Consider the following 26,206-nt stretch of genomic DNA (forward strand, 5'->3'; position numbering starts at 1 on the left):
TGAGATCGCGGTAAGTACATTGTGGCAAACCTGCCTGTGGGCCTAGCAGTCCAAATCCGGCGGTCAAGGCTCATATGACTTGAGTGGTAAGGAAGCCAGGCAGTGGCGAAACTGATCCGCCGATATTTCCTATGAGTGGGAACCCGGTTCGAATTTGATCTACCGCAATGTGATGGATTTCAACCGCGCTAGTGCAATCGCAAAACATTGGCGTAGGAGAATATCAAATGAGCAGATTCCGCTGGCAAGATTGCTGCTTAGCCATCATTGGTTTGTGGCTGATTATCTCGCCTTTTGGCCTTGGTTACGACTTGCCCTCCCCCGGCAAAGTTTCCTGGATCTCGTGGAATTTCATATCAAGTGGTACCGCCGTCTTCGCGGTCAGCGTCCTCACGGTGATCAATGATCGCTTGTGGCAAAAGTGGGCTCAGATCATGGTCGGAATCTGGCTCTCGGCCTCTCCGTGGCTTCTCGAATTCGCAGGAGTGTTCTCCGCCCGAGTTAACGCTTGCACAGCCGGCATCGCCATTGCCGCGCTGGCTCTTTCGGTGATTTCCGATGAACACGAACCGTTTGGTACAACTCGAAGGCGGGCTCGATATCGGCGGTAACTCGGTTCTGCCAAGAAAGCCTCTTCCTCGGCGAAGCCTTTGCAGCACCCGGACTGAAACAGAAGTCGCGACGTCACAAAAAGGTCCGCGCAAATTGCACACGAAGTATTCTCGATAAACGGGCACTGCCCAACTGACAGGCAATGTTTGTGATTGAAACCTTTAAATTTTTATTGCTGTGTGTTGGCAGGCAATTTTGAACACGAACTCCATCTGGAACCGCGAAACAGCCATGCCCGCACGTGACATACCAGGCTTTCGGGGACGGTTCCTCCAAGCCGCCCTCTCCTCCCGTTTTGAGGGGGTGAAAGGTTATGTCCTGGCCGCTGCAGCAGTCCTAGCCGCTTTGCTACTCCGATTGGCGCTGCAGGATCTGCTCGAAGACCGCGCTATATTCATTCTGTTCATCCCTTCGATCCTTGTGGCATCGATCGCAGGAGGAATTGGACCGGGGCTGGCAGCGGTGTGCCTTTCGTTGATCTTCTCACTTTTTCTGGGCGGCACGCAATTCGACCACCCGGAAAACGTGGTCGAGTTTGCCATTCTGATTGTCATTGGTTTGGTGATTGCCTGGATGGGGGGACTGCTTCACCATGCGCGGCGGGTCACCGACAAGACGGTGAGCGACCTTGACGCCCGGGAAGCGCATCTCCGGTCGATCCTGGACACAGTGTTCGATGCGACGGTTGTCATTGAAAAGGATGGCACAATCACGTCATTCAACGCGGCCGCCGTTCGGCAGTTCGGTTACACCGAAGCCGAGGTTGTCGGCCGGAATGTCCGCATCTTGATGCCGGAGCCCTACCAGCGGGAGCACGACGGTTACATAAGCAGGTATTTGAAAACTGGCGAAAAGCGCATCATAGGCATTGATCGCGTCGTCGTCGGCAAACGCAAGGATGGTTCGACCTTTCCGATGAAACTTGCAGTTGGAGAGATAAAGACCGGAGACAAGGTCTTCTTCACCGGATTTGTTCGGGACCTAACGGAGCGCGAAGAATCCGCCGCGCGGCTGCATGAAATTCAGGGCGAGCTGGCGCGGCTGGCGCGACTTAACGAACTGGGGGAAATGGCTTCGACGCTGGCCCATGAACTCAACCAGCCGCTGTCTGCCATAGCCAACTATGCCCAAGGGTGCACACGACTGTTGCGCGACATGGATGATGCCCTCGCGTCGAAAATGCGCGAGGCTTTGGAAGAAACATCGAGGCAAGCCCTGCGTGCGGGCCAAATTATCAGGCATCTAAGGGAATTCGTGACACGCGGCGAAACCGACAAGGCGCAGGAAGACATTCGCAAACTGGTCGAGGAAGCTGGTGCTCTGGCACTCGTGGGGTCGCGTGAACGCGGTGTCAGGTCCGTGTTCGAGTTTGGCCCCGACGCCAAGTTCGTCATGGTCGACGGCGTGCAAATCCAACAGGTCTTGATCAACCTGATGCGCAATGCGATGGAAGCGATGCGGGACAGTGAAAAACGTGACCTGCTTGTGCAAACGAGTTTGGACGAGAATGGGTGGGTCGTGGTCGAGGTTGCCGATACTGGACCCGGCATTCCCGATGAAATCGCTGCCCAGCTGTTCAAGCCCTTCATGACCACCAAACCTGGTGGCATGGGGGTCGGTTTGTCGATTTCCAAGCGAATTGTCGAGTCACATGGTGGCAGCATAACGGTAAAGAAGAACGAGAGCGGGGGTACCACATTCCGCTTCACGCTTCCGGCAATTGAGGATAGGCACCCGAATGGCGATTGACGACTACACTGTCCACGTTGTGGACGATGAAGAGGCCGTCAGAAAGTCTCTCGCGTTCTTGCTGACCATGTCCGGCTTCACCGTTCGCGTGCACGAGTCGGCAACAGGATTCCTTGCGAGCGCACCGACAATCCGCAATGGCTGCCTGGTTACAGATTTGCGAATGCCAGACATGAGCGGCGTGGAATTGTTGCGCAACTTGAAATCTGCCGACCTTCATATTCCCTCTATCGTTATAACGGGGCATGGAGACGTGCCGATGGCTGTGGAAGCCATGAAGGCCGGGGCTTTGGACTTCATAGAAAAGCCATTTGAAGACGAAGTCTTGATTGAAGCGGTAAAGCGGGCGGCGGCACAATTAACGGACACCGCCTATGAACTGGATGACTCTTCGGCCATTCAGGCGCGGTTGGAGGAGTTGACCGACCGCGAAAAGCAAGTCCTTTCAGGCGTGGTGGCAGGTTTTGCCAACAAAACCATCGCCTATGATCTGAATATCAGTCCACGTACGGTTGAAGTCCATCGGGCCAACGTAATGGCAAAAATGAAAGCGAGGAGCTTGCCGGAACTTGTGCGAATGGCGCTCAATGCGAAGCTCGACATCGACTGACTATTCAATGCGGTCAATCCGCTGATTTGACCTAGCGCAATGCGCACTGTCGAAAACACAGTCAAGGTATTAGGGCCATTTGCCGCCCACGATCGTTGGGTCATGTTAAGAGGGAATGCCCGTTGTCGAATCCATTCCAAGTGCTCGTTATTGCTCCGGACTATGGGTTGCGACGGTCGCTTGAGTTTGCGCTCGAGGTTGAAGGCTTTGCGGTTCTCTCGTTCGACGACGTGAACGCCGCCCTTGCATCACCGGGCACAGCCGCGGGCAGTTGCGTCGTCGTAGACGAAGAAGCACTTTTGAACGACCCGTTAGCGATGGCGGCGGTCCGCCGATTCCACAAGGCCGTATTGCTGCTCGTGGACCGCTCTCGATCCATGCCTGATATACTTGGCGTCAGGGTGCTTCGAAAGCCCATCTTGGGCAACGCGTTAATCACAGCCATTAGATTGACCGACCAATCTGCCGGCACAGGTCAACCTACGTAGAAACGCGTAGGTACATAAACGAATTTCGGAGCATGATGATATCAGCCAGTGTTGTCCCATAAGCTTGAATGGGAGATCGTCATGCTAGCCTACACCACAATGCCAACGCAGCTCAGATCAAATGGCATTGATCACCCTATCGTTCCATTGCCGTTCGGCCCCGCTCATCTGCAACAAATTTCGTTCTTTGATCCAGGCTGCGAGATTTACGCCCAAGGCGAAAAAGCGGGCAACATCTACCAGGTCGAATTTGGTGCTGTGCGTGTCTATCGGTTACTCGCCGACGGTCGCAGACAGATCAGCGCATTTTGTCTATCCGGCGAAGTCTTCGGTCTTGAAGACGATGCAAATCACCATTTCTTTGCGGAAGCGATAACGGGCACAAGCCTCCGGTTATTTCCGCGCTCGAAGTTCGGCGACATCTCCCAGGAACTGTTCTCATTGACATTGCGAAGTCTTACGCGTGCACAGGAGCATTTGCTCGTTCTCGGCCGTCAGACGGCCGTCGAGCGCGTGGCTGCTTTCCTCCTCGATCTGGCGGAACGTCAGGGTGGATTGGAACAGGTCGAGCTTCCTATGTCACGCATGGACATAGGCGACTATCTTGGTCTCACCATCGAAACTGTTTCCCGGGCATTTTCAAAGTTGAAAGACAATGGGATCATCGCCCTTCCAACGCTGCGAAGTGCCGAGATCAAAAAGTGGAACGCCTTACAGGCAATGAGTGAGTAACCCCAAATCATTCATCCTTAAAGCTCGCGGCCAAATCATGAGAAATTATCTACGGCGGCTGACGGGACGGGTGAGAAGCGACCCTGCCGACCGCCACTTGGCCTACATTTTGACTTTTGTCGCGGGTGCGGCGAATGCCGGAGGTTTTCTGGCAGTACAACAGTACACCTCGCACATGTCGGGCATCGTGTCGGCAATGGCCGACAGCTTCGCTTTGGGCGATGTCAAATTTGCACTTTCCGGATTGGCCGCGTTTGCCTCGTTTGTCACAGGCGCGGCCGTTTCGGCTATCCTCGTCAATTGGGGCCGGCGACAGTCGCTGCAAAGCGAATACGCCTTTCCGATCATGATCGAGGCTGCCCTGCTGCTTTGCTTTGGCCTAATGGGCAGCAACCTGTCCCAGCACGAATGGCTGTTTGTTCCCGCGACCGTGATGCTCCTATGCTTTATAATGGGCCTGCAAAACGCCGTGATCACCAAGCTTTCCAACGCTCGAATTCGGACGACCCACGTTACGGGGATGACGACAGATATGGGAATTGAACTGGGGAAGCTTTTTTATTGGAATATAGCGCGCTCCGACACTGCCGGACCCATGGTTCGCGCGGACCGCGCGAAACTGAAGGTTCATTCATCGCTGGTGTTCCTGTTCTTTGCCGGGGGCATCGTTGGCGCAGTGGGGTTCAGATTTGCCGGCTTTGGTGCAACGATATTTCTAGCCCTCGTCCTCCTAGTCGCTGCGGCCGTGCCGTTCTTCGACGATGTGAAAACAACGCTGAGTAAGACCTTGGCGCGGTGAATGTCGTGTCCATCGGTTTGACCCGGATCAATACGCTTCAGGATTATTGGATAGAAAGTCTGACCAATTCAGGCCTCGATTGCTCGCCCAACCCAGATGGAAGCTAACGCAATGCTAGATCCCAGACTGCACTTCCATGGAGCGGCGCACGGAGTGACAGGCTCCTGTTTTGAAATTAAAACAGAAGGGACGCGCATTCTGATCGACTGCGGGATGTTTCAAGGTTCGAAATCTGAGCGCGCGCTCAACTATGAGCCATTCCCTTTTGACCCTACGGCAATAGACGCCGTCGTTCTTACACATGCTCACATAGACCACAGCGGCCTGTTGCCGAAGCTCGTCAAGCAGGGCTTCGCAAGACATTTTTTGGCAACGGTGGCGACGGTCGATCTATGTTCAGTGATGTTGCCGGATTCTGCGCATATTCAGGAAATGGAAGTCGAGCAGCTTAACCGCCGCAACGCAAGGCGCGGTAGGGAAATGGTTGCTCCAATCTACACGCGGGAAGATGCGGCAGCCTGCATGCTGTTGTTTCGACCTGAACAATATTTGCAATGGGTTCTGGTGGCCGATGGCATCAAAGCTCGCTTCTGGAACGCCGGCCATCTTTTGGGATCCGCTTCTGTCGAGATCGAAATCGAAAGAGGTGAAAGCCGTTCACTCCGTCTTCTTTTTTCCGGAGACATCGGGCCGCACCACAAGCTCCTGCATTTCGAACCAGAGGGGCCCGTCGAGCTGGATTACCTTATATGCGAATCCACCTATGGCGATCGGGATCGCGGTGATGTTTCAGAGAAGCAACGCCGACAATGTTTGCACGACGAGGTGCGGCGTGCAGCCGAGGCCGGGGGGCCGCTCATCATCCCTTCCTTCGCGGTGGAACGCACCCAGGAATTGCTTGTGGACTTGTTCTTGTTGATGAAAGACGGAAGCGTTCCGACGACGTCGATTTTCGTCGACTCGCCCTTGGCGACGCGGGCGTCCGAAATTTTTGGGCGCCATGCGGCGGAGATCGACAACGGCGAAGTTCTCCTTGAGGCCCTTTCTGCTGCCAATGTTCATTTCACGCAGACAGTGGAACAGAGCAGGGCAATCAATAAGATAAGCGGCAATTTCGTCGTCATAGCGGCAAGTGGCATGTGTGATGCGGGGCGCATCCGCCATCACCTCAAGGCCAACCTGTGGCGTAGGGAAGCTACGTTGCTGCTTGTCGGCTTCCAGGCCCAGGGCACGTTAGGACGGATACTGCTTGACCGAGCCAGTCGTGTAAGAATTCAAGGCGAGGAGATAGAGGTCAAGGCACAAATTCGTCAGCTCGACCTCTATTCGGGCCATGCGGACGCGCCGGAACTCCAAAGCTGGGTGCACAAACGCTTTCCAATAACGCATGCGATTTTTCTCACGCATGGTGAAGAAAGCGGGCTCAACGCCATGAAAACGCGTCTTTCGACGCTCTCACCGACAGGAATTACAGCTCCCATTCTGGATGAAGCATTTGAATTGACCAAGGACGGAGCCCGTCGTGTCGAAACCGGCCGTCCACGCCGTTTGCCGTCGACGGACGTAGCGCATCTCGACTGGCACAACGAACTTTCGCGCTTGTTGCTGGACATCAACCAGGCGGTTGGCAACCAGGCGGACGAGCGGGGAAGAGCAAGTGTAATTCGTCGCCTTAGGAAGGCGCTGGAACCCGTTTGAGGAAAGTGAAGAATTGTAGCCGGCGGCCCTTGTGGCTGCCGGACCTCGGATAATCAGGCAATGGTGAGCAAATTCTCAACCGCTTTCACGCCCGGTGCCGACCATGCTGCCCCCGCCGCGGTGCTTCGCTCCGCCCAAACCTTCACGTGCCCTTCGAGAACTACCTTGCCAGAATCGTCGACCGTTACTCGAATGTCGGATGGCTCAATCCGGGAACTTCTCTTCAACGCATCCTCAATCCGCTTCTTCACGTCGAATGACGACACATGCGGTTTGACCTGAATATTGTTGGCAACGTCGAACACACCCGCCAGCGCTCGCACGGCGTCCGTGGCGGCGATCTTCTGATAGTTCCATTCGACCGTGCCAGTGAGTACCACCCATCCCTTATCGACCTGAACCTGAACGGCACCATCGGGAATAGCGGCGCTCCAGCTGAGAATATTCAAGGCACGCTTGGCGATCTCATCATCAGCTGTACGATGACTACCGACAGGACGCACCTCCATATCCTGCGCAATCCCACGAACCCCCTTGACGCGGCACACGACGTCGGCGGCGGTGTTCTTTTCCATGTAGGTCGGCACATGGCCGGTCAATGTGACGACTCCATTTTCGACAGAGACGCCGATGTTTACAGCGTTGAGGCTCGGTTCGAATTCGAGTTCGTCGAGAATGTTTTGTCGCAAAACCATGTCGTTCATGAATGCTTTCCTTTTCCTGCGACCGAAGCCAATTGTTCAAGAACATGTATCGCTTCGCACCTAGGTGCATTGACCGAGGTCAAAGCATGTACTCGCAGGGCATTCGCGCTTGAACAAAATCGAGTGTGATGGCCATGGCATCCTCATTTCAAAGCGGCAGATTGTTTGCTTCAATGGATGTCGGAGAACCCGCCGATATTTTGCATATCCAGACAATGCCAAGCCCATACATGGATTTTGCCTGCAGCAGTCTGCACTTGCGTGGGGGGTGGTGTCTTCTCTCTGATCTGCTGCAACAGAATAGGCGGTTGTCAACGCGAGCGCGCCGACGCAAGAGCGTGCACAACTTCCTTATCGCGGCTCGAACGCCCACGTTCGCCCAGCGCGCGCTGGAGTTGGTTGCTGCGTTCTGACTTCCCTCAAAAAAACATGGGGACAGAATTTCTGGCGCAAGCTCACCGCGCAGTCTTTCCGGCCGAGACTAACGGCCTTTTCGCGGTGATCTCCCTGATAACTCCCGCAATGTCAGCACCGATCGTCGGTAACCTCGACCTGCGCGAGAATTTCGCTGACAGGTTGATAGAGGTGCTCCACAGCGTCGACGCGCCGTAGGCGAGACCAGGCCTTTAATTGTCAATCGGCCGAACCACTCAATGCCTACGGCCGCATGAACGCCTGGACTTCCTCGGGCGTCACTTTGCCATCCTTATCGGCGTCCACTTTGTCGAAGATTCGCTTATGGATGGTCGTCACTTCTTCAAAGGAAAGTGCACCGTCGCCATCAACGTCAGCGACAGCGAACATGATCTTCATCATATGGCCGCGCTTACCCATCATCGGCATGCCGGACTGCATCATATTGCGGCCCATCATTCCGGGCTGAGCTGGCTGTTCGTTCTGGCCTTGACTGCCCATATCATCGGACCCGGGCGAGGGGGCCGCCTGTGAGGTCGTATCGGTATGATGTGGATCAGCCGTTTGCGCAGTGGCCGCATTTAATACGCCGGCCGCAACGACGGCGGCTAGCAAGACCGTGCGTGGCAACGTATTGAACGTCATAATTCCTCTCCTTGCTCCAGCTTCCTGAGATCCGTTCGACGTCACTGGCTCTCATTGCCCTTGTATATCGCGATCTCACGGCGGCGGCAGTGCCGCCATAGGTTTCATACCACCATAGGCTAAAAACCATGTGTCGATTTGCTTTAGATCAATGGCGGTGAATTGATTGAAGAAGCGAGCAGCCGCGGAGGCAAGGCTGTGCCATCTAAACTAACTCAACAAGCCATATCTAGGATCGATGATCATTGATCTGGCGCAAACCGATGCGGCTGAGGATAGGAGTCGCCAGCCCGCCAGAGCCCTTGCTTCCACACCAAAACTGCTCCGCGAACCGTGCGATCATCCATCAACTCAGATTATGAACAAACAAGAGATGCCGGGTCTGGTGCGACGTTGGAGTCCGCAGATAAGATTCTAGCTTGGCATTTCTTTTGGAGCTTTTTGCATTTCGATCTGGGTATGAAGAAAGTTTTTCAAGGCAATTGCAGTGTCCAGGTCAATACGGAGACGGGCCGAAACGCCAGGACCAGCCTCAAGTCTTCCGTCCAAAGTGGGAGTGTGCCTGTCCCGGGGTGCATTGGAAGTAAGCCAATTCGCGATACTGCGGCGTTGATATCCGGTTCGCCTCGAAATCTCACTATAAGAGAGACCCTGCTGGCGCAGTGCGTGAAGCATCTCGATGATGTCTTGACGGGACTGCCTGTCCGCCATGCGGGCGCGGCGGCGCTGTGCCGTGGTGCTAACAATAGCATCTTCTGACAAAATCGGCCTAACATGAGCGTGGCCGTAAAAGCTCATTTGTTCTTTGATCGCTGCGCTAAGATTTTGGACCAGATGAAACCGATCAGCCACCTGCCGAGCCTGCGGAGCACCCTCTCTGGCGGCCTGAGCATACAGGCCGCAGCGATCATCGGCTGATGACCTCGATAGCAGGGCGTTCTTGCAACCATGCTTTTGCGCTCTCAACGCTGCGGTCGTCCAGAACATCGACAACCGATCGTCGCTCGAGATCGACCATGATAGTGCCGTAACGCGTGGCGTGCCGCCAGCTCCAATCATCAATGCCCACAACTCGGATATTGTCGGCTTGTCTGCAGGCCAGAGCCTCGCGCTTCAATTGTCGCAAGATCGTGTCGTCGCTGACCGGCATACCGAGCCGATGCATCAAGCACTCACCCGGGCGACCGCCTATGCTGTGGCCAATCAAGCCGACAATCTCATCCATCCGTGCTGTTCGGCGCGTGTAGGGTAAAGCAAACTTGAGCAACCGGTCTACGAAAGCTCGCTTTTGTACAAAATCGATTCCCACCGATAAACCTTCCTTTGAAAATGCCGATAGCACGCGAATTTCGAGCAATTTGGATTGTGGCTTTATTGTCTACAATGCATGTCCAAGCCCACCTTACACCAATTCGCCTATGATAACGCCTCGACAAGATATGGGCTACGGAGTCGCTCACTTCCCAAGGTTGCACTTTCCGCTATGCGGTCCTTTCGGCAAAACGGTAATGGAGGGGCATGCCAAACGACGACGGCTTCGCGCCCCATTTCGGTCATTAGGGTCTGTTTGGCGATTACCTAAAAGCTGCCATTGTCGAGAACGGCCAACCGCATCGTGCTGTCTTGCAGCACACATCGTGCGGAACGTATCCTCTATCTGGCTTTACATAACTCTAAACTTTTCCTCATCTGCCGACAGGTGCCCGGTCGCAGTTTTCCTGTGTAGCGGCAGGCTGAGGCGGTATGCCGACATTATCTCTTTAGCAATCACCGCGAGGGCAGCTACTGGCTGACGACGACGCCTGCGCTGCCTAAACCCGCTTAGCGGGCGCGCTGAGGGGAGCAGTATAAGACGTTCATCGCGGCAAGCCGGCCAAGGCTCAGGCGAGAAATTTCGGGAGACGTCATTCCGCACACCAGGCGGAATAATTGCGCCAGCACGGCTATAGCAACAAGCGCATCTATCGGTGATCTCCAGCATCAATTCCGGACGATCGAAAGGCTATCGCGGATTTCCAAGCATAGATCGTTTCCACCGGCGTCTCTATCGTTCACCTGACAATGGAGGCGATACAAGTGATTTGCACCACGATCCATGCCACAGCCGCGCCTGCAGGCGATCGCATCAAAGGACAGGCGGAAGCTAGGTTTACTATCCTTATGGTCATTGCTGGGCTGTTCTTTTCGTTTTCGGCCGTCGCTCAGGAGGCAGATGGACAGCGCTTGTTCCTGCAACGTTGCGCCGCCTGTCACAACATCGAGCAGGGACAAAACAAAATGGGCCCCCGTCTCCTTGGCGTCGTCGGCCGGGTGGCCGGAAGCGTCGAGGGCGCGAACTATTCCGACGCGATGCGATCTTCCGGCATCACCTGGGATCGCCAGTCACTCAACACGTTCCTTGCCGCGCCGCGCCAAATGATACGCGGGACACGGATGACCGTCAGCATCCCAGACGCAACACAACGGATCGCAATCATCGAATACCTCGAACGCCAATCGCCAGACTGAGGAGAAGCTTTCATGACAGCCTTTACGATCAACGGGCATGCGGTTGATGTCGCCGCCGAAGCCGACACGCCACTCCTTTGGGTTATCCGCGAGCATCTGAAGCTCACCGGCACTAAATTCGGTTGCGGTATCGCGCAATGCGGCGCCTGCACCGTCCATATCGACGGCGAGCCGACACGCTCCTGCCAGACCTTCCTGGAAGACGTTGCGGGCCGAGAAGTGACCACCATTGAAGGTCTGTCGCCGGACGCCAGCCATCCACTGCAGAAGGCCTGGATTGTCGAGCAGGTGCCGCAATGCGGCTACTGTCAGTCCGGCCAGATCATGCAGGCGGCAGCACTCCTCGAACACACTCCCGCCCCCACCCGCGAGCAGATCATCGCTCACATGGACGGCAACATTTGTCGTTGCGGGACCTATGTCCGCATCATCAGCGCGATCCAACGCGCCGCACAGGAGGGCTGAGCCATGACCCACATCTTGCAGCCTCAGAGCCGCGCACTGTCGCGCCGCAGCTTCCTCGTCACTGTCGGCGGCTTAGGCATAGCAGTCGCGTTCGGGAGATCGCCCGGCCTTGCATACGGTGCAGACATGGCCCCCTCCGCCCAAGGTGACTTCCGTCCGAACGCCTGGGTCACGATCGCGGCGGACGGCACCGTCAGCATCATCGCGCCTGCGGTCGAGATGGGCCAGGGCATCACAACGACACTGCCGCTCCTCGTCGCCGAGGAGCTAGATGCCGATTGGAACCGTGTGCGGGTCGTGCAGGCGCCCTCCGATGCCGAGACCTACGGTAATCCCGGTTTCTATGGCATACAACTCACTGGCGGCAGCGAGTCTACGCGCGGCTACAATGCACTGCTCCGCCTGACCGGCGCCCAGACCCGCCTGGTCCTTCTGGCCGGCGCGGCCGGCATGCTGAACGTGCCAGTGAAGGAGCTCGAGACGGAGCCCCATAAGGTCGTGCATCCACCCTCGGGCCGCTCGCTCGACTACGGTGAGATCGCTGTCAGGGCAGTGCTTCCGGATCCAATGCCGCAGGCGACTGAGGCTGATCTAAAGCCAAGCGACAGGTGGCGCTATATCGGAAGCAGGACAATCCGGCGCATCGACGTGCCCTCCAAGGTCAATGGAACCGCAGTCTTCGGTATCGACGTCCAGCTTCCGAACATGCTCTTTGGAGCGGTTCTGCGGGCGCCGGTTCAGGACGAACGGCCTGAGATCATCGACGACGCCGAAGCGCGAAACGTGCCCGGCATCACCCATATCGTCCCGCTGCCCTACGGCGTCGGCATTATCGGCGAAACGGTCGAAGCTACGAAGCGTGCTAAAGATCTGCTCAAGGTGACCTGGAGCACCACATCACGGGTCAGAAATTATACAAGCCAGCGACTGCTCGACGAGTATCGCGCCGTCGGCCGCGACCTTGGCCAGCAAGGTGTTCCTGCGCACACCAATGGTGACGCTGAGGCTGCGATCGCCGGGGCCGCGAGGGTAATCGAGGTCGACTACATGAGCGACCATGTCGCCCACGCGACCATGGAGCCGATGAACGCCACGGCGCTTGTCACCGGCGACAGGGTGGAGATCTGGGCGCCGACCCAGGGTCCGACGGGCACACAGGGTTTCGCGGCAGAGGTGGTGCGCACTGCGCCCGACAAGGTCAAGGTCAACACAACCCTGCTCGGCGGCGGCTTCGGGCGCAAGGCGGAGGCAGATTTCATCGTCGATGCGGTGTCGCTGGCCAAGGCCGTGGAGGGCCGGCCGGTTAAGGTCATCTGGAGCCGGGAAGATGACGTCCGGCACGACACGTTCCGGCCACTCGAGGCACAGCACGTTAAGGTCGGACTCGATGCCGAGGGGAACATCGTCGGCTGGCGGCATCGCATCGTGGCGGACTCGATCTTTGCACGCACATTGCCGCCCGTCTTCGCGGAGGCAGGCGGTCACGACGACGTCGTGACCGAAGGCGCAAAATTCAATTACGCCGTGCCGGCCCACCAGATCGAATACCTGCGGCAGGACAAGGGTCTCGCCATCGGATTCTGGTTCGCGGTGGGGGTCGGCTATACGCGGTTTGCGATCGAATGTGTCATCGACGAGATTGCAGCCGCCAGAGGCATCGATCCCGCCGCGTTGCGGCTGGAACTTCTCAAGGACCAGCCGCGCGCGCGCAAAGTGATCGAGACCGTTGCCCGGATGGCTGAGTGGGATCGCGCCCGGGACGGTAGGGGGCTCGGCTTGGCTTACTCCGATGCCTTCGGCTCGCATTGCGCCCAGGTCGCCGAGGTTTCGCTCAACCGCGACACTGGCGAAATCCGAGTGCACAAGGTCTGGTGCGCGATCGATCCCGGCGTGGCGATCCAGCCCCTCCATATCGAGGCCATGATGATGACTGGAATCACCAACGGTACCGGCCATGCCCTCTTCGAGCAAATCAACGTCGTCAATGGCGAGGTTCAGGAGTCAAATTTCGACACGTATCGGGTGATCCGCATGTCCGAGGCGCCTGAGATCGAGGTCGCCGTGGTGCCGACGCCCGGGAGTCCGTTTGGCGGCATTGGTCAGGCTGGCCTCCCTCCCACGGGTCCGGCAATCGCCAACGCCGTCGCGCACCTCACAGGGGGTGTGCGACTTCGGCACTATCCGTTCACTCCAGACCGAGTTAAGGCAGCGCTCGAAGCCTGACCTTCTTCGGGCCACGCGGTGGATTAGCCCATCCCACATAGCCGCGCGACATCGCAGCCATGTGGAGGCCCTTTTTTAATCTCTGCGCCGCCTTACCTGCAGGCCATGATCACCTTGTGTCGGTGGCATTCCCACCGCTTGAAGCTGCTTTGACCTATAATGCGCATTACCTTGCTGCTCGATTACGGCATCGTGGGCCATGCGCCGACCACCCGCCCCTTGTCCACACTACGGCAGAAGGCTTCCGGTGAAAGCGACTCTCCCACTTTATCGAATTGAAGGTGCGGCGATTCCTTCGTCCCATCAAGACGGCCAATCATCCATTTGTAGGAATGGGCAATTTATTTAAAGGATCGCGTGTGTTCGTCTGAGCCGGAAAAGAATAGCCTCTCAGGTGAAATAGCTGAAATCCCGAGAGTTGTTCATGTCGTATGCGATCTCCGTTAATGGCCAAGTTCACCACGTCGAAGATGACGGACAAACTCCCCTCCTCTGGGTGCTTCGCGATACGTTGAAGCTGTCCGGCACGAAGTATGGCTGCGGTGCAGCGCAATGTGGCGCATGCACGGTGCATGTCGATGGCAAGCCGATGCGTTCATGTACACTCTCGCTCGAGAGGGCTTCGTCCGCCCGGATCACCACGATAGAGGCTGTAGAAGGCGCCGACGTGAGGGCGATCCAGGACGCCTGGGTCGCGCACGACGTCCCGCAATGTGGCTTCTGTCAATCGGGGCAGGTCATGAGCGCGATCGCGTTGCTTCGCACCGTCGAGAAACCTACCGACCGCGATATCGATCTGGCCATGAGCGGCAACCTCTGTCGATGCGCCACTTACAATCGCATCCGCGCCGCCATCCACGATGCCGCATCGAAGTTGGGTACACCGACATGAGCTGGCGTGCATCCGCCTTCGGAAACTGGCGTCGCCGACTTAAGGTTGGCGTCTTGTCTGTACTTGGACTGATCGTGGTGGTGGGTGCGGGCGGCCTTGCCTACGCGCTGTACCCTAGAACCATGCCGCAGACACAGTCTATCGAAATTAAGCTGCAACCTGCCGAGGTCGAACGCCTGCGCCTGGCGTCTGATTTCGCTGCGATAGCCGATCTGAACGAACGTTCGGTCGCGCTGTTCGAGGAAGCGGGTCGCGTGATCCAGCATCCACGCTGTATGAATTGTCATCCGCAAACGGATCGGCCGACACAGACTGATGCCATGCGCGCCCACGTGCCATGGGTCACGCGCGGCCTGGACGGCGGCGGTGCTTCGACACTGCGCTGCTCAACCTGCCACGGGGACACGAATTTCGAGCCATCCGGCGTGCCCGGCAATCCAACGTGGATGCTCGCGCCGATCGAAATGGCCTGGCAGGGCAAGACGCTCGGCGATATCTGCAGGCAACTTCTGGATCCCACACGCTCGCACATGACACGAGAAGAACTGCTCCGTCACATGACAGAGGACGAACTGGTCGGCTGGGCATGGCATCCGGGCGCAAACCGGCGGCCTGTGCCCGGCGCTCAGGCGGAGTTCGGAGCGCTGATCAAAGCCTGGCTGGAAACCGGTGCAGCCTGCCCGCCATGAGCAAGCCCCGCCAACCCTGATAAGAGGATACCCATGATCGATTTGCCCGAAAAGAAATCGCGCTTCCGGATGACGCGCCGCCGGTTGATCCTGGGTGGATCGCTGATCGGCGGCGCACTGGTCGTCGGCTACATCGCAACCAACCCGATGCAGGTCGCCGGCGCGATCCTGCAAGGCGGCGGTGATGATCCGCGGCCCAGCGCTTTCGGACCCTTCATCCGTATTACCGATGACGGCTGGATAACAGTCGTTAACAAGCAGCAGGAACTGGGTCAGGGCATCCATGCCGGTCTCGCCGCGATCGTCGCCGAGGAGCTCGACGCGGATTGGGACAGAGTGCGCGTCGTCGATTCGCGCAGCAATTTTCGCGCCTACGGCCCGCAGATGACAGGAGCGTCGAACGGCATTGCATCCAATTGGGACCTGATGCGCAATGCCGGTGCCGCGGCACGTGCCATGTTCGTGGCCGCGGCCGCTCTCCGGTGGGGCGTTCCGAGCGGCTCGATCGATATCCGCAACGGCATTGTGTCACACCTCGACTCACGTCGCACTGCCACCTTCCCGGAACTCCTCGCCGACGCTTCGCGCCAGCCGCCGCCGGACTCGCCCATGCTTAAACAGCCGGCGGACTATCGGCTGATCGGGACCGACAAGGTGCGGCGCAAGGATAGCCTTTCGAAGAGCACGGGCGCCCAGGTCTACACGCAGGACATCCAGCGCCCGGACATGCTGGTCGCGATGGTCGCGCATAGCCCCCGCTTCGGCGGCACGCTGGCGCGGTTCGATGCATCCGACGCGCGCAAGGTGAAGGGCGTCGTCGATGTCTTCGCGACCGAAACCGGCGTTGCCGTGGTCGCCGAAACGACTTTTGCCGCATGGAAGGGGCGCGATGCGCTTCGCATCGAATGGGACGACAGCGAAGCCGAAACGCGCTCCACGCACGAACTCGTCCGCTACTATCACGATATCGCGGCAGGACGCAGCGATGTGGAACCGGCCGAGTTCGATTCCAAGGGCGACGACTCTGAGGTCCCGTTCGATGATGATGTAGCGGATTTCGCCTTCGACTTTCCCTATCTCGCGCATGCGCCCATGGAGACACTCGACTGTGTTGCCCAGGTGAACGGCTGGGACGTGTCGATCACATCGGGCGCGCATCTGGCGACGGTTGATCAGGTCTATGCGGCGTTTGCCGCCCGCACCATTCCCGGCAAGGTCGACATCGAAGTGGTGCCTGCCGGCGGGTCGTTCGGCCGCCGCGGCGTTCTGAGCTCTGACTATCTCGTCGAATGTGTGCGGATCGCCAAGCGGACCGATGGCCGCCCTGTCAAGCTGATGTGGAGCCGCGAGGACGAGATAGCATCCGGCTATTTCCGGCCGATGTCGCATCACCGTGTGTGGGTTCAATTGGGTCGGGACGGATTTCCGACGCGCTGGCGCATCCACAGCGTCTGCCAATCGCTTCTTCCCGTTGGGCCGAACTCTCTGGCGACCGAAGGGATCACCCACTCGCCCTATTTCTCGACCGCTTCGACCGTCGATGGCAAGATCTTCACACCGACCTTTCCGGTCGTGGTCGGCTTATGGCGCTCGGTCGGTCATTCCTATACCGCCCTGGTGATGGAGCATATCATCGATCAACTTGCCCGGCGGGCCGGCCTCGACCCGGCAGCGTACCGACGTGTGTTCTACGAAAAAGTGGAGGATAAGCGACGGCTGGCAGTACTTGACGAGCTTTGCCTGAAGGCAGGATGGGGCACGCCGCTCGAAACCGGCTGGGCGCGGGGCCTCGCTATTCACGAAGCCTTCGGCACGATCGTTGGCCAGGTCGCCGAGGTGCGTTTGGTCGACGGCCGGCCCCTCGTGCGCCGCGTCGTGGCCGTCGTCGATTGCGGTATCGCCATCGCGCACGACCAGATCGCAGCGCAAATGGAGGGGAGCATCGGCTTCGGTCTGTCTGCTGCTCTTTATGGCGCGATCACGCTAAAGGACGGTATCGTTCAGGAAACCAATTTCGATCGGTACCTCGTTTTGCGTATGAACGAGATGCCCGTCGTCGAAACCCACATTATCGCCTCCACGAGCAGGCCAACCGGAATGGGCGAGCCGGGGGTAGCACCAATTGCACCGGCGGTCGCAAACGCAATTCTGGCATTGACTGGGCAGCCAACATCACGCCTGCCGTTCCTCGACGGAAACGCGCGCAGCAATACGGACGTGTCCGCGCAATTTAACGGTTAGCGAGTCATGCAGGTCCTGGGTCCGGCGCAGGTCGCCCGCCCATTGCCACCGCAACAACATTGTGCTGAACGCGACGGCTACCATTCTCGGAATCTGGGCGCCGCTCATGGGACAGCGAGCTTGCGGCAACGGAAATCGCCTCCGGCTCCGCCTTCCGAAAGCGCCCGTATTGGCGAGGCGAGCATCCCATGACGCGTTTGAAGGCCGTGCTAAACGCACTTTCCGATTCATAGCCGAGCGAAGCGGCAACCGTCGAGACGGGATCGCTTGAATTCTCCAGCCTGTCGCAGGCAAGCAGCATTCGCCACCTTGCCACGTACTGCATCGGAGGCTCGCCCACGCGCTCCTTGAACCTGAGCGCAAATGTTGAACGTGACATGCCGGCAATCTCACCAAGCTCTTGTAGGGCCCATGGATATGCGGGTTCGGCATGGATAGCCTTGATCGCGGCGCCAAGTTGTTTATCCGCCAGAGAGAAGAACCAGCCGACACGGTCGCCGCCACCCGTGTCCAGATGCACACGCAGAGCCTGCACCAGCATCAGATGGGCCAAGTGCTGCGCCACGAGGGCGTTGCCGGGCTGCTCTTCTCGCAGCTCCTTCATCATTTGCTCGACCGACCAGCGCAGGGCTGCCCGCTCGGGTTGCTCGTGAATGTGGACGATCGGCGGAAGCAGGCCCAGCAGCATATCGGCGTGATTGCCCTTCACGCCAAAGCGGCTTCCGACAAGAAACAATCCGCCGCCGCCGTTGAGCGTGACCACACCACCCCTTCGCGCCGCCGGGAATATCTCCCCGGCCCCGACCGCAGGCCCATCGATGTCGCTGCCAAGCCGGAAGGGGCGACCCGTCGGCAGCACGAAGCAATCGCCAGCCTCCAGGCGCACCGCATCGCTGACACCCTCGACGGTGAGCCAGCAGCCACCCGACACGACCGCATAACATTTGATGAGCTTGTGCTGATCGCCGAACTGGACAGCCCAGTCACCGCCAGCGTCGAAGCCGGAAGACACATAGGCATGAGGTTTTAGAAGCGAAAGGACGTCAGATAGGGGATCCATGGACTCATCTCGGACGATTGCGAAGGTAAAGCGGATTATGCAGCATAGAACGTCCTAAAGCAACCGCCTACGTCTTAAGCCCAGACATAAATGCTGGCGGCGCCATGTCTGCCTTGCCAACTCGGTGGGCGCGGCCGCCGACCGCGCTTTGGCCTTTGAACACCGGAGTAAAACATGATCGTTGTAACCGCCCCCACTGGCGATACTGGCCGTCAAGTCGTGCAGAAACTTCTCCAATCAGGCGCACCAATTCGGGTGATCGCACGCGATCCATCCCATCTTACCGAAGAGGTGCGAGATAGCGTCGAGGTCGTCCAAGGTTCGCACGGGGATCCTGGCATCGTCAATGAAGCGTTCAGCGGCGCCGACGCCGTATTCTGGCTGGTGCCTCCCGACCCGAAGGCCGTTTCCGTCAAGGCGGCCTACGTCGATTTCACCCGTCCCGCAGCAGCGGCTTTGATGGAGCAAAGCGTCAAGCGCGTCGTTGCGATCACGGCACTCGGGCGCGGCTCGCCGCTCGCCGACAAGGCGGGTTTCGTCTCCGGATCGCTGGCTACGGACGACTTGATTGCCGGCACGGGCGTCGCATTCCGTGGTTTGGCTAACCCGTCCTTCATGGACAACATCGCCCGGCAAGCGAGCGCGATCAGGGATCTGGACAAGTTCTTCATGCCCATCTCGGGCGACCTCAAGCTACCGTGCGTTGCAACGCGCGACATCGCAGCGGTCGCGGCACGCTGGCTGCTCGACGACAATTGGACTGACCAGGGCGAGGTGCCGGTTCTCGGGCCCGAGGACATTTCGTTCAACGACATGGCCGCGATTATATCCGATGTGCTCGGCAAGGTGGTCACCTACCAGCAGATCAGCTTCGACGCCTACAAGGCTCGCTTCATACAGTTCGGCTTCTCCGATGCCATGGCCCAGGGCATGTCGGACATGGCCTGGGCAAAGGCTAACGGCCTCGATTTGGCAGTGTCGAGGATGCCGGAAAATGCAACGCCGACCGGCTTCCGGCAGTGGTGCGAGGATACGCTCAAGCCCGCCATCAACACTTGAGCCCGAACTCAAATACCTCAACAACAGGAGTATCAAAGCATGCATCTGACTGGTCGCACCATTCTCATCACCGGCGGGTCGAGCGGCATTGGGCGCGGGCTCGCCGAAGCGTTCCATCGGGGCGGCAACCACGTCATCATCGCGGGACGGCGCCAAGCGCTTCTTGACGAGATCACCGAAGCGCATCCGGGGATGCATGGGCTGCAGGTGGATATGCAGGCCCCCGAGGCGATCACTCGTCTGGCCGAAGACGTTCAATCCCTTTTTCCCGACCTCGACGTTCTTGTGAACAATGCCGGCATTTCCCGTCTCGAGGCGTGGGATCGCGACGCGATCGACATCGACACATCGCTCTCCATCATCGAGACCAATATTCTGGGCGTCCTACGGCTGACGGCGGCCCTGCTGCCGACACTCGCGAGGCAGCCAAACTCGACCATCATCACCACAACATCGGGTCTCGCCTTCGTACCGCGCTTCAACTACCCCACCTATTGCGCGAGCAAGGCGTTTCTCCATTCCTGGCTGCAGTTCCTGCGTCATCAGTTGCGGCATAAACCGATCGAAGTCATCGAGCTTCCACCGCCCTATGTGCAGACCGAACTCGCGGGGCCTCAGCAGGCGAACGATCCCGTTGCCATGCCGCTGGCCGACTACATAGCCGAAGTTGTCAGGCTTCTCGGAGAGCCCACACCGGCCGATGGCGAAATCCTGGTCGAGCGGGTCAAGGGTCTGCGCATGGCGGAACGGCGCGGCATCTATCCGGACATATACGCCAATCTGAACCAGGCTTAGGCGTCCCGTTTATCGTCGCACGGTCGGAGCGAAACGCCGGGAGCGTAGCTCGGTGTGCCCGGTCCTTACCTAAAACCTCCTCTGGAGGCCAACGAAAGGAGACTTCGAGATGAGCAGTGTACACGTTCAAAAAGCGCCCCAAAGGCGGCCGCAGGCCGATCACCGCCTGCACCGCGGCAAATTCATCCTGTGGACAGTCATCGCTTCCGTCGTCGCGGCCTTTGCCGCCTGGCTCAGCGCAGCGCTCAGCCTGGAGGTCTGGGTGATGTTCGCGGGATTCATCGCGTGGTTCACACGGCCGACATCACCGAAGAACAGCTCGGCGGCGATGCTGTGCCTCTGGCTCGGCATCGCGATAGGTGCCTTGTCCCACATCCTGACCGGTGCCCTGATCCCTTCGCTCGACCAGCTGGCTCTTCCGGCTGTCGTGTTCCTCGTTGCGATCGTCATCGTCGGCCTGCGAACACACAGCGTTCTCGGCAACATGCTTTCGTGGTTCCTCGGAATGGTAACGTACTTCGCGGCCGAACTCGATTTTGCCGTCGCGTCGTTCATGCATCTGGCCATCGCGACCGGAATCGGTGGACTTGCCGGCTACACTTGCCAAGCTCTCAACAGGCGCTTCGCCGAGTAGCGTCCAGTTGCATCGGTTTGCAAAAGCCGTGGCAAGATGCGGCTGAGGACGATACTCTTGTGCTCAGCCGCAATCATGTGCATGACGTTGAAGCGCCTCAGCCCCTATCTCGTGAGGATGTTGGATTGATGCTGTTGCGTTACCGGACAACGGGACACTCCATCCTACGCGCCGAGATGCTTCGAATAGAAGGGCGCCAGCCGTTCAATGGCCTGATCCACATAGTCGGGGACATAGTGCATATCGTAATGGCCTGCACTTCAACGACGAAGAATACTTCTCAGTGGCCGGTGAAAGGATGAACAGGCGCTCGCCGTCCTCATACTGACCTGTCGCGCCGCGACCGCCGGCCACGATCACCTGAAGCGGTTGCGTCAGCAGCTCGGGTACGAGGTTGAAAGCGTCGAAGCCGATGAGGTAGGCATTGCTCCTGAAGAGCAGTCGGATTGATGAATTGGGATGGCGATAGGGCGACTCCCGATAGCAATAGACCGCTTTCAGAAGGTCCGGGTCGGTAGCGCCCTGCTCTTTTGCCTCCGCAAGACTGTCAGGATCCACGGATCAAGCCTCAAATCGGCGCCGCGTGCTTCGGCGGTCCGCTGCTTCCCCACTGCCTCCAACGTCCCAAGAACATCGCCGCCCGGCTGCATCGCGCGGAAGGCCGCGCCGATGTTGCTGGCGACCACGGTCCCGATCGCCCTGAAACGGCGTTCAGTTAGAGCGGCGGTTATTCCATAGCCGCCACCAGCGCAGATCGACAATAGACCAACGCGGGCCTCATCGATGAACGGAAGCGTCATCAGATAGTCAACGGCGCAATGAATATCCTCGACGCGCGCAGCCGGGTCGTCCAGATGACGAGGTTCTCCGCCGCTCTCGCCTTGGTAGGATGGATCGAAGGTCAAAGCGACGAAACCGCGGTCGGCCATCTTCTCGGCGTAGACGGCGCCGATCTGCTCCTTGACGCCGCTGCCTGGCGTCGTCAGCACGATCGCGGATATGACTTGGTTTCATCAAAGCCGTCCGGCAGATGCAGATTCCCTGCGATGTCGATATTTTTGTTTTTGAACGAGATGCGTTTCAAGTTACCTGTCCTCATCATTTCATCAAGGGCGCTTGCAGCACGTTTCGGCACCGCTGTGAGGCGGTTGCGCCGGCGGCGACCAGGACATCTCGCCTTGAAAAACGCGGATTTGGATCGACCATGTCACTTGCCTCCGTCACATAAGGAACCTTACCTCATGACGTTTCACGCGAACTTCACGTTGGTCAATTCCCCGGAAATATCCCAAAGACGAGCCGCAACAGCGGTATCCAGAGCTTGGCGAGGAGGCTTCTCCTCGGTCGGATAACCACGCGTCCCGCCCAGCCTGTCAGGCCCGTAATAAGCGCCGTCGCGCGCTGCCGGATCGGTCGCGGCATACAGCGTGGGTAATGCCCCCTGCCACACGGGTTGAAACAGAAACGGCAGGAAACGGCGCGCCATCCCAGCCGCGCTCCACTCGCCCGCTCCATTCGGAAGCAGGTCGGTGCGTGAGACGCCGGGGTGCGCCGCCAGGCTTTCCACGCCCCAGCCGGCCGCCTTGCTGCGCCGACTCAGCTCGAAGGCGAACATCACGCAGGCGAGTTTCGACTGGCTGTAGACCGGCCCCGGCTTGTATCCGCGCTGAGCTTGAAGGTCATCGAAATTGATCGCTCCACTCCGCGCCGCCACGCTGCCGAGGGTGACGACACGCGCATTTCGTCCCTTCTTCAGCAATGGCAGCAAATGTCCGGTCAGGGCGAAATGGCTGAGATAGTTGGTGCCGAACTGCAATTCGAATCCGTCGCTAGTCTGGCGACGCTCCGGCGGCGTCATGACGCCGGCATTGTTGATCAGGAGATCGAGGCCGTCTAGCTCCCGTGCAAGCTGTGTGGCAAAATCGGCGATCGATGCGAGGCTGGCGAGATCCACCTTACCAAACCGCACTTGCCCGCCCGGCACGGCTTGTCTGATCGCCGCCACGGCTTCAGCCCCCTTCTGGGGATTGCGCCCGGCGATCACGACACTTGCACCTGCTCGGGCCAAGGCCAGCGCGTCCTCGTAGCCCAATCCTCCGGTTCCGGTGACAACCGCTGTACGGCCATGTTGCGATGGAATGTTCTTGCTCGTCCACTTGGTCATATGGGATCCATGCCTTCTCGAAAGTTCTGCGAGATCTCTTGTGACGCTTGTCGCAGTGCGCCCGCTGTTAACCCTCCCCCATAGAAGGACGTGGGCTACGAAACGCCATGCCTGAACCGGTAAGAAACCTGCCTATTCCTACATTAAATCGATGAGCGAAGGAGGGCGAATGCCGATCCTGCCGCGCCTATGGTGACGACATCAAGGTCCGCGAGCCTCCTATCTGGAAGTCCACGTTGGTCAGTTCCAGCGAGGTCTGCCAGAGGCGAGCTGCCACCGCTGCGTCCAGCGCTTGGCCCGGAGGCGTCTCCTCGGTCGGATAGCCGCGCGTCCCGCCGAGCCTGTCCGGTCCGTAGTAAGCGCCGTCGCGCGCGGCCGGGTCTGTCGCCGCAAACAGCGTGGGCAAGGCGCCCTTCCACACGGGCTGGTAAAGAAACCATAGATAGCGGCGCGCGAACCCCGGTACGCTCGACCAGCCCGGTCCGTTCGCAATCAGGTCGGTGCGTGAGATGCCGGGGTGAGCCGCGAGGCTCTCGATGCCCCATCCGGCTGCCTGGCTGCGCCGGTTCAGTTCGAAGGCGAACATGACGCAGGCCAGCTTCGACTGGCAGTAAACCTTTATCGGCCTGTAGCCGCGCGCGGCTTGAAGATCGTCGAAGTCAATCGCTCCCCACCGTGCCGCAATGCTACCCAGGGTCACGACGCGAGGCTTCTGCCCCCTCATCAGGAGCGGCAGCAGATGCGCAGTGAGAGCGAAATGACCTAGATAGTTCGTGCCCAATTGTAGCTCGAAACCGTCGCTGGTCTCGCGACGCTCCGGCGTTCTCATGACGCCCGCGTTATTCACCAGGAGCTCGACGCTGTCTTGCTCCTGTACGAGCTGCGCGGCAAATTCCGCGATCGAAGCGAGATTTGCGAGATCCAGCTTGCCGAACCGCACCTGCGCGCCAGGGACAGTCTCTCTGATCGCATCGACCGCTTTAGCGCCCTTGTCGGGATTGCGCCCGGCGATCACAACATCAGCGCCGGCTCGCACCAGTGCCAGCGCGGTCTCGAAACCCAGCCCGCCGGTGCCGGTGACGATCGCTGAGCGGCCGCGCTGTGTTGGAATGTTCCCGAATGTCCACTTTGACATCAATCGTTCTGCCTTGTCTAACGCTGGGCGGAGCCTTTGACTAATGATGGTCTCCAAGCCTGCCTTTCTTCTTCATTGCCAGCATGCCCGGGGCACGGCAGACCCTCCATGCCGGAACCCGCAAAAATCATGCCTGATCCTGCATCCCTACGGCAGGCTATTGAAGGCCAAGTACGCCCCGGGTTCTGGTGGCGCTCAGGTTCACGCAAAGCGGGGCTCGTCTGCCACCCCAGTATCGGTTGGTGGACGGCCTATAGCGACATCTCCGTGATACCGCTGATCAATCCCGGCCCCCAACTGCGAGCAGTGAAGCTCCAGGTCGCGAAGATGATGATGGCGCTTGCAGCCAGAAGCACCGTTGCTGCTCCAAAGCTGGCAACCTCGCCGAAATCCCGGCGGCGCGCCCGGATTAAGAGTTCGGCGACGACGATATTGGGGACATAGAAAAAGAACATCATGATCGCGTCGAACCAGCCGGTAAAACCGCTGCCCGTCCCAATGCCACCTGATAGCAGGAACCCAGGCGCCATATTCCATCCGGTAGAGCCAGGAGCCGACCGTCAGCGCGAACAACCTGATCGCCCAGGCGCGATGCTGATCGTATTTGTCGGCGCGGGCTCGGGCATAGGCCATGGCTGCGCATAGCACCATCAGCGCGCCGTAGATGCCAATGCCGGTATCCATTAGCGGGCCGCCGATCGTACCTCTTCCCCATATGAAGCCAAGACCAGCCAGCCCGGCCAAGCCGGCCGAAAGGACGTAGATTCGGCCGAGCCAACGATGGAGGGCGGGAACGCTGCGGCGCACGCTTCCGATCAACTGAACAGGCCCAAGCAGCAGGAGCACGCCCCCAGCCATGAAATGCGAGCCGATGGCTGCCGTCGAAAGCAATGCCTCGCCATCGTACAAATCGGGAAACAACTCGTTCCATCGCTCACCGGCGCCGGCCACGATCACGCCGCCGAAGAACGCGATGATGTAGATGGCGAAGATGGCGCCGCTGATCCAGCTTGCGGCGACGAGAAGCCGAGCGCTCCAGCGCAGTGCAGCGCCATGCGAGCCGCCGCTTGGCTCGGCGGGCCTTCCTTCGCGTTTCATTGCGCGCGGCGAAGCACCATGGTCCGACCGAGTATGGCGGTGCCCATATACGCGCGAAGCTCCAGCTTTCCGCTCACCAGCGTTGCTCGAGCGGAGTGGGTCTGACCGGTTGCCCCACTGTAAAAATTTCCGCCTTCCCACCGACGGTCAGCGGCATCCCACTTGAGGTTGGTCACGAGAACAGCGCGCTCTAGTGAGCGGCTCCTAAGGTTCGGATCCGGATTGAGGGTGTCCTTCTTGAAGGTCTTGCCGTCGGCCTCCATCAGAAGCTTTCCGTAGAGGACGCGGGCCGCATAGGTTTCTCCGGCGTCGAACATCTCGAGTTTGATGTTGCCGTCCTCGGATTGCCATACGCCGACAATCTGGTCCGGCGAAGAGGCTTGTGCGAAAGCATCTCCAACGGGGAGACCTGTCATTCCTGCCGAGAGCGCCGCGGCCAGCAAGGGCCCCATTAGCGATTTCACCATTCTATACTTCCTTTTTTGCCGATTTGGAGCGGACGTCGACATGAGAGTCGTGTCGCCCCAGACTTCCGTGGATGCCAATGATCCTGCGGCTCTCCTCAAAAGGAGCCCGGTCTTGGAACCGGCCGGACAGCTGCCGGGACATTGCGCCAGTGAAGCTACACGCTCGCGGCGCGGCGCCGAATGCCCAGAAGCTCAAATTTCCTGCCTGATCCTGCAGTTGAGCAAAGGGAGGATGGCTCATCCCAGTTCGCGCAGCAGTTCGTGAAGAGGCGAGGAAACCGGCCTTCGTTCGATCCGCCGATGCTGCCTCCTCTCCCTCCTGCAA

The 26,206-nt window shown here is 58.9% G+C and carries 25 protein-coding genes and 2 pseudogenes; 17 read left to right on the top strand and 10 right to left on the bottom strand.

Going from position 1 to position 26,206, the window contains the following annotated elements:
• The first annotated feature begins 227 nt into the window (after nt 1-227).
• The 7 genes and pseudogenes from CU100_RS17880 to CU100_RS17910 all read left to right on the top strand — a co-directional run bounded on the left by CU100_RS17880 (nt 228) and on the right by CU100_RS17910 (nt 6,688).
• The gene (locus tag CU100_RS17880; RefSeq protein WP_106717895.1) at nt 228-611 is read left to right on the top strand and encodes an SPW repeat domain-containing protein; all 384 of its coding nucleotides are present in this window, start codon (nt 228-230) and stop codon (nt 609-611) included.
• Nucleotides 612-843: 232 nt separating this feature from the next.
• On the top strand, nt 844-2,361 hold the full coding sequence (locus CU100_RS17885) for a PAS domain-containing sensor histidine kinase (protein WP_106717896.1): 1,518 nt from the start codon (nt 844-846) through the stop codon (nt 2,359-2,361).
• Entirely contained in the window at nt 2,357-2,971 is a 615-nt protein-coding gene (fixJ, locus tag CU100_RS17890) for a response regulator FixJ (RefSeq protein ID WP_106718050.1), read from the top strand. The genes CU100_RS17885 and fixJ overlap by 5 nt, the downstream gene beginning before the upstream one ends.
• A 122-nt stretch (nt 2,972-3,093) precedes the next feature.
• Nucleotides 3,094-3,459 carry a response regulator transcription factor gene (locus CU100_RS17895; protein WP_106717897.1) on the top strand — a complete coding sequence of 122 codons (366 nt, stop codon included), beginning with the start codon at nt 3,094-3,096 and terminating at the stop codon, nt 3,457-3,459.
• A gap of 81 nt (nt 3,460-3,540) precedes the next feature.
• Nucleotides 3,541-4,191 carry a helix-turn-helix domain-containing protein gene (locus CU100_RS17900; RefSeq protein WP_106717898.1) on the top strand — a complete coding sequence of 217 codons (651 nt, stop codon included), beginning with the start codon at nt 3,541-3,543 and terminating at the stop codon, nt 4,189-4,191.
• A gap of 34 nt (nt 4,192-4,225) precedes the next feature.
• Nucleotides 4,226-4,960 (top strand): annotated as a pseudogene (locus CU100_RS17905) (YoaK family protein); the annotation flags it as partial.
• Nucleotides 4,961-5,101: 141 nt separating this feature from the next.
• The gene (locus tag CU100_RS17910; RefSeq protein WP_106717899.1) at nt 5,102-6,688 is read left to right on the top strand and encodes an MBL fold metallo-hydrolase; all 1,587 of its coding nucleotides are present in this window, start codon (nt 5,102-5,104) and stop codon (nt 6,686-6,688) included.
• Between the two features lie 53 nt (nt 6,689-6,741).
• On the opposite strand, the gene CU100_RS17915 is transcribed toward CU100_RS17910, so the two are convergent.
• Nucleotides 6,742-7,392 carry a BON domain-containing protein gene (locus tag CU100_RS17915; protein ID WP_106717900.1) on the bottom strand — a complete coding sequence of 217 codons (651 nt, stop codon included), beginning with the start codon at nt 7,390-7,392 and terminating at the stop codon, nt 6,742-6,744.
• Nucleotides 7,393-7,821: 429 nt separating this feature from the next.
• Between CU100_RS17915 and CU100_RS17920 the strand changes: the two genes are divergently transcribed.
• Entirely contained in the window at nt 7,822-8,004 is a 183-nt protein-coding gene (locus tag CU100_RS17920; RefSeq protein ID WP_106717901.1) for a hypothetical protein, read from the top strand.
• Between the two features lie 45 nt (nt 8,005-8,049).
• Here CU100_RS17920 and CU100_RS17925 read toward each other — a convergent pair whose 3' ends face one another.
• Entirely contained in the window at nt 8,050-8,451 is a 402-nt protein-coding gene (locus CU100_RS17925; RefSeq protein WP_106717902.1) for an EF-hand domain-containing protein, read from the bottom strand.
• Nucleotides 8,452-8,994: 543 nt separating this feature from the next.
• Nucleotides 8,995-9,739: pseudogene (locus tag CU100_RS17930) on the bottom strand (transposase); the annotation flags it as partial.
• Between the two features lie 788 nt (nt 9,740-10,527).
• Between CU100_RS17930 and CU100_RS17935 the strand changes: the two are divergent.
• The 6 genes from CU100_RS17935 (at nt 10,528) to CU100_RS17960 (ending at nt 17,469) form a co-directional block, all read left to right on the top strand.
• Entirely contained in the window at nt 10,528-10,959 is a 432-nt protein-coding gene (locus CU100_RS17935) for a c-type cytochrome (protein WP_245419098.1), read from the top strand.
• A 12-nt stretch (nt 10,960-10,971) separates the two neighbouring features.
• Nucleotides 10,972-11,424 (top strand): (2Fe-2S)-binding protein, encoded by a 453-nt coding sequence (locus tag CU100_RS17940; RefSeq protein WP_106717904.1) that lies wholly within the window; start codon nt 10,972-10,974, stop codon nt 11,422-11,424.
• Nucleotides 11,425-11,427: 3 nt separating this feature from the next.
• The gene (locus CU100_RS17945) at nt 11,428-13,647 is read left to right on the top strand and encodes a xanthine dehydrogenase family protein molybdopterin-binding subunit (protein WP_106717905.1); all 2,220 of its coding nucleotides are present in this window, start codon (nt 11,428-11,430) and stop codon (nt 13,645-13,647) included.
• Nucleotides 13,648-14,071: 424 nt separating this feature from the next.
• Nucleotides 14,072-14,539, top strand: a complete 468-nt coding sequence (locus CU100_RS17950; RefSeq protein WP_106717906.1) for a (2Fe-2S)-binding protein — start codon at nt 14,072-14,074, stop codon at nt 14,537-14,539.
• Complete coding sequence (locus CU100_RS17955) at nt 14,536-15,228, top strand: Isoquinoline 1-oxidoreductase subunit (RefSeq protein ID WP_106717907.1); 693 nt, start codon at nt 14,536-14,538, stop codon at nt 15,226-15,228. The genes CU100_RS17950 and CU100_RS17955 overlap by 4 nt, the downstream gene beginning before the upstream one ends.
• Before the next feature lie 33 nt (nt 15,229-15,261).
• The gene (locus tag CU100_RS17960; RefSeq protein WP_106717908.1) at nt 15,262-17,469 is read left to right on the top strand and encodes a xanthine dehydrogenase family protein molybdopterin-binding subunit; all 2,208 of its coding nucleotides are present in this window, start codon (nt 15,262-15,264) and stop codon (nt 17,467-17,469) included.
• Between the two features lie 4 nt (nt 17,470-17,473).
• Here CU100_RS17960 and CU100_RS17965 read toward each other — a convergent pair whose 3' ends face one another.
• Nucleotides 17,474-18,529, bottom strand: coding sequence for an AraC family transcriptional regulator (locus tag CU100_RS17965; RefSeq protein ID WP_106717909.1), 1,056 nt, complete (start codon nt 18,527-18,529; stop codon nt 17,474-17,476).
• Nucleotides 18,530-18,703: 174 nt separating this feature from the next.
• On the opposite strand from CU100_RS17965, the gene CU100_RS17970 reads away from it, so the two are divergent.
• The 3 genes from CU100_RS17970 (at nt 18,704) to CU100_RS17980 (ending at nt 21,017) form a co-directional block, all read left to right on the top strand.
• Nucleotides 18,704-19,588, top strand: coding sequence for an NmrA family NAD(P)-binding protein (locus CU100_RS17970; RefSeq protein ID WP_106717910.1), 885 nt, complete (start codon nt 18,704-18,706; stop codon nt 19,586-19,588).
• 39 nt (nt 19,589-19,627) lie between these two features.
• Entirely contained in the window at nt 19,628-20,383 is a 756-nt protein-coding gene (locus tag CU100_RS17975) for an SDR family oxidoreductase (protein ID WP_106717911.1), read from the top strand.
• A 109-nt stretch (nt 20,384-20,492) separates the two neighbouring features.
• Nucleotides 20,493-21,017, top strand: coding sequence for a DUF1097 domain-containing protein (locus CU100_RS17980; protein ID WP_245419100.1), 525 nt, complete (start codon nt 20,493-20,495; stop codon nt 21,015-21,017).
• Nucleotides 21,018-21,221: 204 nt separating this feature from the next.
• On the opposite strand, the gene CU100_RS27335 is transcribed toward CU100_RS17980, so the two are convergent.
• The 6 genes from CU100_RS27335 to CU100_RS18005 all read right to left on the bottom strand — a co-directional run bounded on the left by CU100_RS27335 (nt 21,222) and on the right by CU100_RS18005 (nt 25,881).
• Complete coding sequence (locus CU100_RS27335; protein ID WP_245419101.1) at nt 21,222-21,575, bottom strand: hypothetical protein; 354 nt, start codon at nt 21,573-21,575, stop codon at nt 21,222-21,224.
• Complete coding sequence (locus CU100_RS27340) at nt 21,515-22,006, bottom strand: alpha/beta hydrolase (protein ID WP_245419102.1); 492 nt, start codon at nt 22,004-22,006, stop codon at nt 21,515-21,517. The genes CU100_RS27335 and CU100_RS27340 overlap by 61 nt, the downstream gene beginning before the upstream one ends.
• A 260-nt stretch (nt 22,007-22,266) precedes the next feature.
• A complete protein-coding gene (locus tag CU100_RS17990; protein ID WP_106717912.1) occupies nt 22,267-23,181 on the bottom strand; it encodes an SDR family oxidoreductase in 915 nt (304 codons plus the stop codon).
• Between the two features lie 187 nt (nt 23,182-23,368).
• Nucleotides 23,369-24,316: an SDR family oxidoreductase gene (locus tag CU100_RS17995; protein WP_106717913.1), complete on the bottom strand. Its 948-nt coding sequence runs from the start codon at nt 24,314-24,316 to the stop codon at nt 23,369-23,371.
• 201 nt (nt 24,317-24,517) lie between these two features.
• The gene (locus CU100_RS18000; RefSeq protein ID WP_245419103.1) at nt 24,518-25,414 is read right to left on the bottom strand and encodes a DUF2306 domain-containing protein; all 897 of its coding nucleotides are present in this window, start codon (nt 25,412-25,414) and stop codon (nt 24,518-24,520) included.
• Nucleotides 25,411-25,881, bottom strand: coding sequence for a DUF2147 domain-containing protein (locus CU100_RS18005; protein WP_106717914.1), 471 nt, complete (start codon nt 25,879-25,881; stop codon nt 25,411-25,413). Before CU100_RS18005 ends, CU100_RS18000 begins: the two co-directional genes overlap by 4 nt.
• Between the last annotated feature and the right edge of the window lie 325 nt (nt 25,882-26,206).

Source organism: Phyllobacterium endophyticum, assembly GCF_003010935.1.
Taxonomy (GTDB): domain Bacteria; phylum Pseudomonadota; class Alphaproteobacteria; order Rhizobiales; family Rhizobiaceae; genus Phyllobacterium; species Phyllobacterium endophyticum.

Bases quoted from the DNA above. Each gene is read 5' to 3' on its own strand.
- CU100_RS17880 (WP_106717895.1), top strand. From the start codon at position 228: ATGAGCAGATTCCGCTGGCAAGATTGCTGCTTAGCCATCATTGGTTTG.
- CU100_RS17885 (WP_106717896.1), top strand. From the start codon at position 844: ATGCCCGCACGTGACATACCAGGCTTTCGGGGACGGTTCCTCCAAGCC.
- CU100_RS17900 (WP_106717898.1), top strand. From the start codon at position 3,541: ATGCTAGCCTACACCACAATGCCAACGCAGCTCAGATCAAATGGCATT.
- CU100_RS17910 (WP_106717899.1), top strand. From the start codon at position 5,102: ATGCTAGATCCCAGACTGCACTTCCATGGAGCGGCGCACGGAGTGACA.
- CU100_RS17915 (WP_106717900.1), bottom strand. From the start codon at position 7,392: ATGAACGACATGGTTTTGCGACAAAACATTCTCGACGAACTCGAATTC.
- CU100_RS17920 (WP_106717901.1), top strand. From the start codon at position 7,822: ATGGGGACAGAATTTCTGGCGCAAGCTCACCGCGCAGTCTTTCCGGCC.
- CU100_RS17925 (WP_106717902.1), bottom strand. From the start codon at position 8,451: ATGACGTTCAATACGTTGCCACGCACGGTCTTGCTAGCCGCCGTCGTT.
- CU100_RS17940 (WP_106717904.1), top strand. From the start codon at position 10,972: ATGACAGCCTTTACGATCAACGGGCATGCGGTTGATGTCGCCGCCGAA.
- CU100_RS17945 (WP_106717905.1), top strand. From the start codon at position 11,428: ATGACCCACATCTTGCAGCCTCAGAGCCGCGCACTGTCGCGCCGCAGC.
- CU100_RS17950 (WP_106717906.1), top strand. From the start codon at position 14,072: ATGTCGTATGCGATCTCCGTTAATGGCCAAGTTCACCACGTCGAAGAT.
- CU100_RS17955 (WP_106717907.1), top strand. From the start codon at position 14,536: ATGAGCTGGCGTGCATCCGCCTTCGGAAACTGGCGTCGCCGACTTAAG.
- CU100_RS17960 (WP_106717908.1), top strand. From the start codon at position 15,262: ATGATCGATTTGCCCGAAAAGAAATCGCGCTTCCGGATGACGCGCCGC.
- CU100_RS17965 (WP_106717909.1), bottom strand. From the start codon at position 18,529: ATGGATCCCCTATCTGACGTCCTTTCGCTTCTAAAACCTCATGCCTAT.
- CU100_RS17970 (WP_106717910.1), top strand. From the start codon at position 18,704: ATGATCGTTGTAACCGCCCCCACTGGCGATACTGGCCGTCAAGTCGTG.
- CU100_RS17975 (WP_106717911.1), top strand. From the start codon at position 19,628: ATGCATCTGACTGGTCGCACCATTCTCATCACCGGCGGGTCGAGCGGC.
- CU100_RS17980 (WP_245419100.1), top strand. From the start codon at position 20,493: ATGAGCAGTGTACACGTTCAAAAAGCGCCCCAAAGGCGGCCGCAGGCC.
- CU100_RS17990 (WP_106717912.1), bottom strand. From the start codon at position 23,181: ATGACCAAGTGGACGAGCAAGAACATTCCATCGCAACATGGCCGTACA.
- CU100_RS17995 (WP_106717913.1), bottom strand. From the start codon at position 24,316: ATGTCAAAGTGGACATTCGGGAACATTCCAACACAGCGCGGCCGCTCA.
- CU100_RS18000 (WP_245419103.1), bottom strand. From the start codon at position 25,414: ATGAAACGCGAAGGAAGGCCCGCCGAGCCAAGCGGCGGCTCGCATGGC.
- CU100_RS18005 (WP_106717914.1), bottom strand. From the start codon at position 25,881: ATGGTGAAATCGCTAATGGGGCCCTTGCTGGCCGCGGCGCTCTCGGCA.